We start from the raw sequence: 12,446 nt of genomic DNA, 5'->3' as shown, positions 1-12,446 counted from the left end.
GAAAACACCTCCTTAAATTATTTAACCACTATGTTCACTAACCGATTTGGAACCACAATCACTTTCTTAATTTCTTTGTCTTGGCAAGCTTGTTTGACTTCATCTAGAGCCAGTACTTTCTCTTCTAAGGCATCTTTAGCCATATCTTTTTCTATTTGAAGTTTTGCCTTTATTTTACCATTAATTTGGACCACAATCTCAATCATTTTCTCTAATGTTAAGCTTTCATCATAACTTGGCCAAGCTGCTAGGCTGATAGATTCTTGATGACCTAAATATTGCCAAATTTCTTCCATCAAATGAGGCGCAATTGGCGCTAAGAGTTTAACAAAACCTTCAATATATTCTCGTGGAAGAATTTCTTCATCCTTCGCTTGGTTTAAGAAAATCATAAGTTGTGAAATTGCTGTATTAAAATGTAGGATTTCATAATCTTGGGTGACTTTCTTAACAGTTTGATGATAGATTTTCTCTAAATTAGGGTTGGCTGCATCTTGGATACTTGCTTGCAAGCGATTATTCTCTTCATCGATAATCAGGCGCCAGACACGGTCAAGGAATCGCCGGCTACCCTCTAGACCATTCTCACTCCAAGCAATCGAAGCATCCAGAGGCCCCATAAACATCTCGTATACCCGAAGCGTATCTGCCCCATATTCTTTAACCACATCATCCGGATTGACCACGTTCCCTTTTGATTTTGACATCTTCTCATTATTTTCGCCTAGAATCATTCCTTGGTTAAATAGCTTTTGGAAAGGTTCTTTAGTCGTAACTAGTCCCAAATCATACAGAACTTTATGCCAGAAGCGAGCATAGAGTAAATGGAGCACAGCATGTTCTACACCACCAATATATAAGTCAACATTTTGCCATTTTTCCATCGCTTCTTTCGATACTAATTCCGCTTGATTATGAGGATCCATATAACGAATGAAATACCAAGAAGAGCCAGCCCATTGTGGCATGGTATTTGTTTCTCGACGACCTTTCATTCCGGTCTCAGGATTGGTCACATATAACCAATCTTCAATATTAGCTAGTGGCGATTCGCCAGTTCCTGACGGTTTAATATTGTCAGCTTTTGGTAGAACGACTGGTAAATCGGCTTCAGCAACTGCCGTCGTTGTACCGTCTTCCCAATGAATGACTGGGATAGGTTCTCCCCAATAACGTTGACGAGAGAAAATCCAATCCCGAAGCCGGTAATTAACCTTTCGCTGACCTCGATCATGTTCTTCAAGCCAAGCGATCATTTTCTCACTCGCTGCTTGATTATTTAGACCATCTAAAAATTGCGAATGAATATGGATGCCATCTTCAATATAAGCCTCTTGACTTATATCCCCTTCAATCACAGCTTTCAGAGGTAATTCAAAGTGATGGGCAAATTCATAATCTCTTTGATCATGAGCAGGTACGGCCATCACCATGCCGGTTCCATAGCTAGCAAGTACATAATCGGCAATCCAAATGGGAAGTTTCTCTTGGGTCACTGGATGAATGGCGTAAGCTCCAGTAAATACCCCTGTTTTTTCCTTAGCGAGTGAGGTCCGATCTAGGTCAGACTTACTAGCAACTTGGGCTTGATAGGCTTCTACTTGTGCTTTTTGTTCATCCGTAACAATTTGACCTACAAGCTCATGTTCCGGTGCTAAGACAATATAAGATACACCAAAAAGCGTATCAGGTCGTGTAGTAAAGACTTGGCATTCTAGTTCTGCATAACCATCTACGGCAAATTTAACTAAAGCCCCTTCGGACTTGCCAATCCAGTTTCGCTGCATATCTTTAACATTCTCTGGCCAATCAATCTCGTCTAAATCTTCTAACAAGCGATCGGCATAGGCCGTAATTTTTAAGACCCATTGTTTCATCGGTCGGCGTACAACTGGATAGCCTCCTCGTTCTGAAACACCATCAATAACTTCTTCATTTGCTAAGACCGTTCCTAGGGCTTCACACCAATTTACCATAATGTTATCTTCATATGCTAAGCCCATTTCAAAAAGTTTAGTAAAAATCCACTGAGTCCAACGGTAATATTCTGGATCTGTGGTATTAATTTCCCGATCCCAATCATAGGAAAATCCAAGCGAATTTATTTGTCGTTTGAAATTTTTAATATTATCTTGAGTAAATTCAGCTGGGTCATTACCCGTATCCAAAGCATATTGCTCAGCGGGCAAACCAAAAGCATCCCAGCCCATTGGATGGAGTACATCATAACCTTGCGCACGTTTCATCCGCGCCATCACATCCGTCGCTGTGTATCCTTCAGGATGTCCCACATGTAATCCTTGTCCTGATGGATACGGAAACATATCTAAAACATAGTATTTGGGATGATCTATTCCTCGATTTTGTGTCTTAAAAGTATGGTTGTCTTGCCAATATTTTTGCCATTTTTTCTCAATGGATTGATGTTGATAGGTCATATAATGCTCCTCCTAATGATTCTAATTCTTATTATACAAAAAAACCCCACATTATCTAGCTTTAGCAGATAATATAGGGCGAGTTAACGCGGTACCACCTATTATTCGGGATAAATCCCCTTAAAATCTTTAACGCAGAGTTTACGATTCTTCTTACTATCGTTCAGAAGAATAAGTCTGTTTGACGAGTTCAAAGCGATGATTACTTACTCGCAGCAAATGTAAGCTCTCTTAAAATCATTACACTTCTAATACTTCAAACCTTACACTATTTAATTTAAACTAAAACAACTTGACCTGGTAAAATCAATTGATCATACCCGGAAAATCCGTTTAAAGTCACTAATTCATCCAATGAAATACCATTTTTTCGGGCAATCGCATATAATGAATCCCCACGTTGAACAACATAAGTTCCTTGTGAGCTAGCGCTAGTAGCCACGCCGTTATCAGCCACAGTAGTTTCAACCGGTTGAGCTGTTTCAGCAACAGGTTCGGCAGGTGTTGTTTCTGTTTGATTATTTGTTTGGGCTGCTACAGCTTGGCCATTAATGGCTAAACTTTGACCTGGATAGATAAAATTATTAACAATACCATTGGCACTTACTAGACTATCCATTGAAATGCCAAAGCGGTGAGCAATGCCCCAAACAGAATCTCCAGCTTTAACGGTATAAGATGAACCTGACAGTGAACCCGTCGAAGTTTCTGCCACATTGGTTGCATCAATCGCTTGACTTGGTGTTTGTTTTTGAACTTGGCCAGCATTGACTTGCAGAACTTGACCTGGATAGATAAAGTTATTACTAATTCCATTGGCTGAAGTTAAAGCTTCCATAGATATACCATAGCGATGGGCAATACCCCAGACTGAATCTCCAGCTTTAACTACATAAGAACCAGCAGCTGCTTCCGTGCTATCAAGGGTAGCTGAACCTGTTTGATTGTTTACAGCTTGGCTTGGTTGACTTGCAATGCTTGTTCCGCTAACAGCTAAGACTTGGCCCGGATAAATAAAGTTACCTGATAAGTTATTAGCTGCTCGTAAAGCTTCCATGGTCATGCCATAACGGTGAGCAATGCCCCAGACTGAATCACCAGCCTTGACTTGATAAGAACCAGCACCCACAGCTTGTTGTGTGGAGTCACTTGGTGTAGCTGCTTGTGTTTCAACCGCTTGAGCATATCCGCCATCATATTGAGTCAAATTATAATTCGCAATTAATTGGTTTAATTTTTGACCATACGAAGTATCGGTAGCATAGCGACCCGTTAACCAACTTGTAGCATCGGTATATGAACTGGTATTACTCTTTCGCGCACCCTTATAGAAATTATAACGCCAAGAATCAGGATTATTATCTCCAGTTAATACACTCGCATAATCGGCTAATGATTGACCATAATTGTCATAAACTCTAAAGCCATCAGTAATTCCATAGTAATTACCACTACCATCATCTTCTAAGGTATTCATTTGAGCTGATTGACCATTATAAGATCCTTTAATCCCAAATAAATTGTGATAGTTTGTCGCTAATGTCGAATTTCCCCAGCCTGATTCCAAGGCTGCCTGGGCAATCATTACTGAGGCATATAAGTCATTTTTAGCAGCAACTTCTTTCGCATATTCAGCCACCAAACCTAAAAATTGACTTGGAGAATTTTTCGCTTCTACCGTTTTGGTTAGTACAGGAAGTGTATTTGTTGGTTTAACATTTTCCAGTACGAACACGCTTGATAAAAGCATCATACTCACATTAACTTTACTAAAAAGTTTTCTGCTTTTTATCCGACGGTTTTTTTGTGCCTTTTGGCAAATTATTTCTCGTCTACTCGTCACTATTGTCCCTCCGTTACCAACAAAATTTTAATTTCTCACAATTTTTATTATAATACTAAATAAACAAGTATAGGTGGTTTTGCGTTTGATTTATTAAAAGCTTAACAAATGTAATTCACTTGTAACATTAGGAGGCCTTGTTTTGTTAAATGCACTTCATTATAGTCATCAGCTATTACAACAACTGACCCAAAAGTTTCCTGCAGGGAACTTTATCGACGCAACCTTAGGTAAAGGACACGATTCACAATTTATACTCCAACAAGCTCACTTTCAAGGAAAGCTGTTTGCTTTTGATATTCAGGAAGCAGCCCTCGCCTATTCATTCGAGAAATTTAATCAATTTAAGAATTTCCAGGCTTTTCTGGCTAGTCATGAACAAGTTGATCAATATCTTCCTGAAAATTTACCCATCCATGGAGCCATCTTTAACTTGGGCTATTTACCAGGAGCCGACCATCAAATTACTACCCAGTATCCCTCAACCATCACGGCCATCGAGAAAATTTCCCGACAGCTTGTTCCACAGGGCATGATTATTATCGTCGTGTATTCTGGACATCCAGCTGGAAAAATAGAAAGAGACCAACTCCTTGATGTACTCAAAGATTGGTCCCAAGAGGAATATAGTATTCTTCAATATAATTTTATCAATCAGAAAAATAATCCGCCATTTACTTTAGTGATTGAGAAACGTTAGGCTTTTTGCATAAAGTTTTGAATTTCTTGCACTTTATCGAGTCGTTCCCAAGGCAAATCAAGATCTGTCCGACCAAAATGACCATAGGCAGCAGTTTGACTATAGATTGGTCGTCTTAATTGTAAATGATCGATAATGCCCTGCGGGGTCAAATCAAAAACTCGTTCAATCATTGCTTCAATCTTAGCTTCTGAATAATGACCCGTTTCAAAGGTATTCACATTAATTGAAGTTGGCTGGGCCACTCCAATCGCATAAGATAACAAGATTTCACAGCGATCAGCTAGACCTGCGGCCACAATATTCTTGGCTACATAGCGAGCCATGTATGAGGCTGAGCGGTCTACTTTGGTCGCATCTTTCCCAGACAATGCCCCACCCCCATGATGGGCAATACCACCGTAGGTATCAACAATAATCTTCCGACCCGTTAAGCCGGAGTCACCTACCGGGCCTCCAATGACAAATTTGCCAGTTGGATTAATGAAATATTTAGTTCGCTCGTCTAACCATTCGGCTGGACAGACTGGTTTAATTACATGTTCGAAAATGTCTTTATGCAGTTGTTCTTGACTAATTTCTTCCGCATGTTGACTGGAAACTACAATATTGTCAATCCGCCGTACATTCATTGCTTCATCATATTCAATGGTAACCTGAGTCTTACCATCAGGACCTAAATAAGTTAAAGGTCCCATCTTACGAACTTCAGCGAGTTTTCGGGCTAAACGGTGGCTTAAATCAATCGGTAAAGGCATATAGCTTTCAGTTTCTCGGCTAGCAAAACCAAACATAATCCCTTGGTCACCTGCACCTAGGGTCTCTGCAGAGTTATCAACTTGATCTCGACTCTCAAGAGCTCGGTCAACACCCTGAGCAATATCGGCTGATTGCTCATCTAAACTTACTAAGACAGCTACATTATCAGCATCAAAACCATATTTACGATCGGTATAGCCAATTTCTGCAATTTTCTGACGGACAATCTTTTGAATATCGACATAAGCACTGGTTGAAATTTCCCCAAAAACAAAAACTAGACCCGTCGTAACGGCTGTTTCAACTGCGACACGTGCATTAGGGTCTTGGATTATGATAGAATCTAGGATAGCGTCACTAATTTGATCGGCAATCTTATCGGGATGCCCTTCAGTGACAGATTCAGAAGTTATTAATTTTTTATACATTAAGCGTTCCCCCATTTTCTTTATTGGTTACAAGGCATATTCACTGATTTGTGAACCCTTTCGGGAATTTTTATTGTAACGAGCTTCATTATATCTTATTATAGAATACAATGAAATAGTAATTCTAAACGAAAGGTCAATTTTATGAAATCATTTATCAAGATATTACAGAACCCCTTTGTTAAATTATTCTTAGCGCCAATGGCCCTGATGCTTTTTGGTAGTGTATTGGGCGCAAGACAAGTGGGGCAATTTCACATTAAAACATTTTTACTCCTTTATATGATAGTAGCAATCCTTGAGGTAATCAATCATTTCTTAAGGATTCGGCTAGATCAAAAGATGAGTGAACAGGCACCCAACTTCATTCTCATCGCTTGCGAAGTCATCTTGCTGATCTTATATGTCTTATTTGCTCTCAGCCAACACTGGATTATTAATGTCCTCGTTCTTTTAGCCATCGCCTATAATCACTTAATTTATTTCCCATATAAATTTACCACGAGTATCTATCATCTCGTCTTAAATGTGTTCTTTAATGGATTTATCTGGCAAATAATTGCCTATTTCTCACAAAGTTCAGCCTTACATGCGGACTTCTTGCTCAAAGTCATTCCAATCACAATGGCATTCTTGGCTTTAGAATTAGAGAGTAATCAACTTAAAATCAGACAGATGCCAGATAGAAGAAATCCACAATTCCCTTTTAATAAATATATAAGTGCAGGTCTAGCTTTGCTTGCCATTGGTTTAGCCAGTTATGATTCACTTCCAAGTCATTCATTTTTCTTGGTTCAGATTGTATTTGTGATTCTATCTCTACTAGTTTTTGCTCCGCTTTTGGTCGAGTCAACCCGACAACACCAAGTTCAAAATAAATTAAATTATTTAGCCAGTATTTTCTTAATTTTTAACATTGGCTATACCCTGAGCTATATCTTTTAAGCAGAAGGACTGAAGCAGTAACAAGCTCCAGTCCTTTTTTATAATGATCTTTAAAACTATTAATGAAAATCAGAAAAATGACTACTCATGAACAATCCTTGAACGAGCAATTAACTCTTTTATTAAGTGCAAATTCTTTTAGAAAAAAAGCTGAATTGACGTCGTAATCGGCTAAAAATATGCAAAATAAAAAGACCTTCTAAAGGTCTTAACAAAGCGGGTGAGGAGAATCGAACTCCCGACAACAGCTTGGAAGGCTGTAGTTTTACCACTAAACTACACCCGCAAAATGAAAGATTGCGGGGGTAGGATTCGAACCTACGACCTTCGGGTTATGAGCCCGACGAGATGCCAGCTTCTCCACCCCGCGATCCATTGATAAGGAGGATGTGGGATTCGAACCCACGCACGCTTTTACACGCCTGACGGTTTTCAAGACCGTTCCCTTCAACCGGGCTTGGGTAATCCTCCGTTGAATAAGTTTATATAGTCCGTACGGGATTCGAACCCGTGTTACCGCCGTGAAAGGGCGGTGTCTTAACCACTTGACCAACGGACCAAGATAATAAGAATAAAGCAAAAATCACGGAGAAGGAGGGATTTGAACCCTCGCGCCGTATTAAAACGACCTACACCCTTAGCAGGGGCGCCTCTTCAGCCTCTTGAGTACTTCCCCATAGCCAATATAACAGCTATGGGCCTGAATGGATTCGAACCATCGACCTCACCCTTATCAGGGGTGCGCTCTAACCGACTGAGCTACAGGCCCGTATAGTGGACAAAGCGGGTGAGGAGAATCGAACTCCCGACAACAGCTTGGAAGGCTGTAGTTTTACCACTAAACTACACCCGCATAGTATAAACGGTCCGGACGGGATTTGAACCCGCGATCTCCTGCGTGACAGGCAGGCATGTTAACCCCTACACCACCGGACCAATTGCGGGGGTAGGATTCGAACCTACGACCTTCGGGTTATGAGCCCGACGAGATGCCAGCTTCTCCACCCCGCGATAATAATATAAAAAGGAGGATGTGGGATTCGAACCCACGCACGCTTTTACACGCCTGACGGTTTTCAAGACCGTTCCCTTCAACCGGACTTGGGTAATCCTCCAGAACTGAAATGGACCTTGTAGGACTCGAACCTACGACCGGACGGTTATGAGCCGTCAGCTCTAACCAACTGAGCTAAAGGTCCAAAGTCATATAGCGGCGAAGGGGATCGAACCCTTGACCTCCCGGGTATGAACCGGACGCTCTAGCCAGCTGAGCTACACCGCCAACAAAAAAATGGAGAATAGCGGGATCGAACCGCTGACCTCCTGCGTGCAAAGCAGGCGCTCTCCCAGCTGAGCTAATCCCCCATAATAATATATATCGGGAAGACAGGATTCGAACCTGCGACCCCTTGGTCCCAAACCAAGTGCTCTACCAAGCTGAGCTACTTCCCGGATATATACACCCTACAGGAGTCGAACCTGTAACCTTTTGATTCGTAGTCAAACACTCTATCCAATTGAGCTAAGGGTGCACTATTCAATTTTACACAATCAAGTGCAATGCCGAGGACCGGAATCGAACCGGTACGGTGTTAACCACCGCAGGATTTTAAGTCCTGTGCGTCTGCCTGTTCCGCCACCCCGGCAAAATATTGCCAACATAATGATTCAGGCTAAGCGGAAAACGGGGTTCGAACCCGCGACCCCAACCTTGGCAAGGTTGTGCTCTACCACTGAGCTATTTCCGCGTAAATGCCGGCTAAAGGACTTGAACCCTCGACCCTCTGATTACAAATCAGATGCTCTACCAACTGAGCTAAGCCGGCAAATTATTTTCTAATGCGGGTGAAGGGACTTGAACCCCCACGCCTTGCGGCGCCAGATCCTAAATCTGGTGCGTCTGCCAATTCCGCCACACCCGCAGATTCTAAATCGAATTCAGAAATGACCTGTGCAGGAATCGAACCTGCGACCCACTGATTAAAAGTCAGTTGCTCTACCGACTGAGCTAACAAGTCAAAATATAGTGGGGGTTAACGGGATCGAACCGCTGACCCTCTGCTTGTAAGGCAGATGCTCTCCCAGCTGAGCTAAACCCCCAACATCATTAAGCGAAAATTACCCTGCGCGGCAACGACCTACTCTCACAAGACCAAAGGTCCCACTACCATCGGCGCTAAGAAGCTTAACTGCTGTGTTCGAGATGGGAACAGGTGTGTCCTTCTTGCCCTCATCACCACACAGGTAATCTCTTCGCTGAGTGTCTAATCACTCAAAACTGAATATCAACCCTTCATCCAAATAATTCCCATCACTTCCCTCAAATCCGTGGTTAAGTCCTCGACCGATTAGTACTAGTCCGCTCCATACATCACTGTACGTCCACTCCTAGCCTATCTACCTGATCGTCTCTCAGGGGTCTTACGAATTGGGAAATCTCATCTTGAAGCTGGCTTCGCACTTAGATGCTTTCAGCGCTTATCCATCCCGCACATAGCTACCCAGCGATGCTCCTGGCGGAACAACTGGTACACCAGCGGTGCGTCCATCCCGGTCCTCTCGTACTAAGGATAGCTCTTCTCAAATTTCCAACGCCCGCGACGGATAGGGACCGAACTGTCTCACGACGTTCTGAACCCAGCTCGCGTACCGCTTTAATGGGCGAACAGCCCAACCCTTGGGACCGACTTCAGCCCCAGGATGCGATGAGCCGACATCGAGGTGCCAAACCTCCCCGTCGATGTGAACTCTTGGGGGAGATAAGCCTGTTATCCCCAGGGTAGCTTTTATCCGTTGAGCGATGGCCCTTCCATACGGTACCACCGGATCACTAAGCCCGACTTTCGTCCCTGCTCGACCTGTCTGTCTCGCAGTCAAGCTCCCTTCTGCCTTTGCACTCTGCGAATGATTTCCAACCATTCTGAGGGAACCTTTGGGCGCCTCCGTTACACTTTAGGAGGCGACCGCCCCAGTCAAACTGCCCACCTGACACTGTCTTCCGTTTCTTTAACGCGAGTTAGAGGGGTCATTCACCAAGGGTAGTATCCCACCAGCGCCTCCATGTAGACTAACGTCCACACTTCATTGGCTCCTACCTATCCTGTACATGGTCAACAAACACTCAATATCAAGCTACAGTAAAGCTCCATGGGGTCTTTCCGTCCTGTCGCGGGTAACCGGCATCTTCACCGGTACTATAATTTCACCGAGTCTCTCGTTGAGACAGTGCCCAAATCGTTACGCCTTTCGTGCGGGTCGGAACTTACCCGACAAGGAATTTCGCTACCTTAGGACCGTTATAGTTACGGCCGCCGTTTACTGGGGCTTCAATTCGCACCTTCGCTTGCGCTAAGCGCTCCTCTTAACCTTCCAGCACCGGGCAGGCGTCAGCCCCTATACATCACCTTACGGTTTAGCAGAGACCTGTGTTTTTGATAAACAGTCGCTTGGGCCTATTCACTGCGGCTGACGTCAGTCAGCACCCCTTCTCCCGAGGTTACGGGGTCATTTTGCCGAGTTCCTTAACGAGAGTTCTCTCGATCACCTGAGTGTGCTCCACTCGACTACCTGTGTCGGTTTGCGGTACGGGTTACCATTTATTCGCTAGAAGGTTTTCTCGACAGTGTGGCTAGTTCCCTTCGCTACTTCATTTCACTCCCGGTCACAACTCAATGTTACAATGAGAAGCCTTTTACTCCTCATCCACCTCGTTGCTTCGACATCCTCTTCCATCCGGATGCGGAACATTACCTCCTGTGTCACTCCATCACTCAATCACAAATGATAAGTACAGGAATCTCTACCTGTTGGCCATCGCTTACACCACTCGGCTTCAGCTTAGGTCCCGACTAACCCAGGGCGGACGAGCCTTCCCCTGGAAACCTGAGTCATTCGGTGGACGGGATTCTCACCCGTCTTGCGCTACTCATACCGGCATTCTCACTTCTATACGCTCCACGACTCCTTACGGTATCGCTTCGCCGCCTATAGAACGCTCTCCTACCACTCATCTTACGATGAATCCACAGCTTCGGTATACTGTTTAGCCCCGGTACATTTTCGGCGCAGGGTCACTCGACTAGTGAGCTATTACGCACTCTTTCAAGGATGGCTGCTTCTGAGCCAACCTCCTAGTTGTCTAGGCAACCCCACATCCTTTGCCACTTAACAGTAATTTAGGGACCTTAGCTGGTGGGCTGGGCTGTTTCCCTTTCGACTACGGATCTTAGCACTCGCAGTCTGACTCCCAAAGATACGTCTATGGCATTCGGAGTTTATCTGGATTGAGTAAGTCGATAGACCCCCTAGTCCAAACAGTGCTCTACCTCCACGACGCTTACTTTGAGGCTATACCTAAATATATTTCGGAGAGAACCAGCTATCTCCAAGTTCGATTGGAATTTCTCCGCTACCCACACGTCATCCGAACACTTTTCAACGTGTTTCGGTTCGGTCCTCCAGTGTGTTTCACCACACCTTCAACCTGCACATGGGTAGGTCACTTGGTTTCGGGTCGATAACACCTGACTGTCGCCCTCTTCAGACTCGCTTTCGCTACGGCTCCGTTTCTTCAACTTAACCTTGCCAACTATCATCACTCGCCGGTCCATTCTACAAAAGGTACGCCATCACCCCTTAACGGGCTCTGACTACTTGTAAGCACACGGTTTCAGGTTCTTTTCACTCCCCTCCCGGGGTGCTTTTCACCTTTCCCTCACGGTACTGGTTCACTATCGGTCACTAGGGAGTATTTAGCCTTACCAGATGGTCCTGGTCGCTTCCGACGGGATTCCTCGTGTCCCGCCGTACTCAGGATCCTCCCGGGGAGGTTACAGTTTCACCTACGGGGTTCTCACCCTCTTTGACTGACTTTCCCAAGTCATTCGGTTACTGCGTCCTCTCCCGTATGGGAGTCCTACTACCCCATGGTGCATGCACCATGGTTTGGGCTCTTCCCCGTTCGCTCGCCGCTACTTAGGGAATCGATGTTTCTTTCTCTTCCTGCAGGTACTTAGATGTTTCAGTTCTCTGCGTTTACCTCACTTGCGTGTCACAACCTTCAGTTGTGGGGTTCCCCCATTCGGAAATCTCCGGATCAAAGCTTACTTACAGCTCCCCGAAGCATATCGGTGTTCGTCCCGTCCTTCATCGGCTCCTAGTGCCAAGGCATTCACCGTGCGCCCTTGGTTACTTAACCACTCTTTCGCGCTCTTGGTTTGTTATACTTTCGTACAACTCGGTTTATTTCTCGGTTCATTATCTAGAAATTATTTGCCATAAATTATGCTCGCATCGAGACACAATCTATGGTGTGTTTGATATTCAGTTTTCAA

Annotated in this window: 5 protein-coding genes, 21 tRNA genes, 2 rRNA genes, 1 riboswitch and 1 other annotated feature; of the genes, 2 read left to right on the top strand and 26 right to left on the bottom strand. The window is 44.0% G+C overall.

What is annotated here, in order from left to right:
• Positions 1-17: 17 nt before the first annotated feature.
• Together leuS and M0R79_RS03595 are read right to left on the bottom strand one after the other, a co-directional pair.
• On the bottom strand, positions 18-2,438 hold the full coding sequence (gene leuS, locus M0R79_RS03600) for a leucine--tRNA ligase (protein WP_248416399.1): 2,421 nt from the start codon (positions 2,436-2,438) through the stop codon (positions 18-20).
• Between the two features lie 71 nt (positions 2,439-2,509).
• Positions 2,510-2,714, bottom strand: a binding site (T-box leader).
• A gap of 1 nt (position 2,715) precedes the next feature.
• A complete protein-coding gene (locus M0R79_RS03595; protein ID WP_259561059.1) occupies positions 2,716-4,077 on the bottom strand; it encodes a LysM peptidoglycan-binding domain-containing protein in 1,362 nt (453 codons plus the stop codon).
• Positions 4,078-4,423: 346 nt separating this feature from the next.
• On the opposite strand from M0R79_RS03595, the gene mnmM reads away from it, so the two are divergent.
• Positions 4,424-4,981: a tRNA 5-(aminomethyl)-2-thiouridylate-methyltransferase MnmM gene (gene mnmM / locus M0R79_RS03590; protein ID WP_248416402.1), complete on the top strand. Its 558-nt coding sequence runs from the start codon at positions 4,424-4,426 to the stop codon at positions 4,979-4,981.
• Here the strand turns inward: mnmM and metK are convergent.
• A complete protein-coding gene (metK, locus tag M0R79_RS03585) occupies positions 4,978-6,168 on the bottom strand; it encodes a methionine adenosyltransferase (RefSeq protein WP_248416404.1) in 1,191 nt (396 codons plus the stop codon). The two genes, mnmM and metK, sit on opposite strands and share 4 nt — an antisense overlap.
• A riboswitch (SMK box riboswitch) is annotated at positions 6,166-6,252 on the bottom strand. (Overlaps the previous gene by 3 nt.)
• Positions 6,253-6,450: 198 nt before the next feature.
• On the opposite strand from metK, the gene M0R79_RS03580 reads away from it, so the two are divergent.
• Positions 6,451-7,113, top strand: coding sequence for a hypothetical protein (locus tag M0R79_RS03580; RefSeq protein WP_259561057.1), 663 nt, complete (start codon positions 6,451-6,453; stop codon positions 7,111-7,113).
• A 215-nt stretch (positions 7,114-7,328) separates the two neighbouring features.
• On the opposite strand, the gene M0R79_RS03575 is transcribed toward M0R79_RS03580, so the two are convergent.
• The 23 genes from M0R79_RS03575 to M0R79_RS03465 all read right to left on the bottom strand — a co-directional run bounded on the left by M0R79_RS03575 (position 7,329) and on the right by M0R79_RS03465 (position 12,310).
• Positions 7,329-7,399, bottom strand: a tRNA-Gly gene (locus M0R79_RS03575).
• An 11-nt stretch (positions 7,400-7,410) separates the two neighbouring features.
• Positions 7,411-7,483: transfer RNA gene (locus M0R79_RS03570), tRNA-Met, on the bottom strand.
• 11 nt (positions 7,484-7,494) lie between these two features.
• Positions 7,495-7,584: transfer RNA gene (locus tag M0R79_RS03565), tRNA-Ser, on the bottom strand.
• A gap of 16 nt (positions 7,585-7,600) precedes the next feature.
• Positions 7,601-7,672, bottom strand: a tRNA-Glu gene (locus M0R79_RS03560).
• A 27-nt stretch (positions 7,673-7,699) separates the two neighbouring features.
• Positions 7,700-7,789 (bottom strand) — tRNA-Ser (locus tag M0R79_RS03555).
• Between the two features lie 19 nt (positions 7,790-7,808).
• Positions 7,809-7,882 (bottom strand) — tRNA-Ile (locus tag M0R79_RS03550).
• A gap of 13 nt (positions 7,883-7,895) precedes the next feature.
• Positions 7,896-7,966 (bottom strand) — tRNA-Gly (locus M0R79_RS03545).
• A 10-nt stretch (positions 7,967-7,976) separates the two neighbouring features.
• A tRNA-Asp gene (locus M0R79_RS03540) sits at positions 7,977-8,049 on the bottom strand.
• Between the two features lie 2 nt (positions 8,050-8,051).
• Positions 8,052-8,124 (bottom strand) — tRNA-Met (locus M0R79_RS03535).
• A gap of 14 nt (positions 8,125-8,138) precedes the next feature.
• Positions 8,139-8,228: transfer RNA gene (locus M0R79_RS03530), tRNA-Ser, on the bottom strand.
• Between the two features lie 10 nt (positions 8,229-8,238).
• Positions 8,239-8,312: transfer RNA gene (locus M0R79_RS03525), tRNA-Ile, on the bottom strand.
• 9 nt (positions 8,313-8,321) lie between these two features.
• A tRNA-Met gene (locus M0R79_RS03520) sits at positions 8,322-8,395 on the bottom strand.
• A gap of 10 nt (positions 8,396-8,405) precedes the next feature.
• Positions 8,406-8,478 (bottom strand) — tRNA-Ala (locus M0R79_RS03515).
• 13 nt (positions 8,479-8,491) lie between these two features.
• A tRNA-Pro gene (locus M0R79_RS03510) sits at positions 8,492-8,565 on the bottom strand.
• Between the two features lie 6 nt (positions 8,566-8,571).
• Positions 8,572-8,645 (bottom strand) — tRNA-Arg (locus tag M0R79_RS03505).
• A gap of 29 nt (positions 8,646-8,674) precedes the next feature.
• Positions 8,675-8,759: transfer RNA gene (locus tag M0R79_RS03500), tRNA-Leu, on the bottom strand.
• Positions 8,760-8,789: 30 nt separating this feature from the next.
• Positions 8,790-8,861, bottom strand: a tRNA-Gly gene (locus tag M0R79_RS03495).
• Positions 8,862-8,866: 5 nt separating this feature from the next.
• Positions 8,867-8,939 (bottom strand) — tRNA-Thr (locus M0R79_RS03490).
• Positions 8,940-8,953: 14 nt separating this feature from the next.
• Positions 8,954-9,035, bottom strand: a tRNA-Leu gene (locus tag M0R79_RS03485).
• Between the two features lie 23 nt (positions 9,036-9,058).
• Positions 9,059-9,131: transfer RNA gene (locus tag M0R79_RS03480), tRNA-Lys, on the bottom strand.
• A 9-nt stretch (positions 9,132-9,140) separates the two neighbouring features.
• A tRNA-Val gene (locus tag M0R79_RS03475) sits at positions 9,141-9,213 on the bottom strand.
• A gap of 25 nt (positions 9,214-9,238) precedes the next feature.
• Positions 9,239-9,354: ribosomal RNA gene (rrf, locus tag M0R79_RS03470) — 5S ribosomal RNA — on the bottom strand.
• A gap of 87 nt (positions 9,355-9,441) precedes the next feature.
• Positions 9,442-12,310 (bottom strand): 23S ribosomal RNA (locus tag M0R79_RS03465).
• Positions 12,311-12,446 lie beyond the last annotated feature (136 nt).

The sequence above is a fragment of the Ignavigranum ruoffiae genome (genome assembly GCF_023195815.2).
Classification (GTDB): domain Bacteria; phylum Bacillota; class Bacilli; order Lactobacillales; family Aerococcaceae; genus Ignavigranum; species Ignavigranum ruoffiae.
This window is presented reverse-complemented; position numbering and strand designations above follow the sequence as displayed.

Excerpts from the sequence above, each read along its gene's own strand:
- metK (WP_248416404.1), bottom strand. The coding sequence starts at position 6,168 with ATGTATAAAAAATTAATAACTTCTGAATCTGTCACTGAAGGGCATCCC.
- leuS (WP_248416399.1), bottom strand. The coding sequence starts at position 2,438 with ATGACCTATCAACATCAATCCATTGAGAAAAAATGGCAAAAATATTGG.
- M0R79_RS03580 (WP_259561057.1), top strand. The coding sequence starts at position 6,451 with ATGATAGTAGCAATCCTTGAGGTAATCAATCATTTCTTAAGGATTCGG.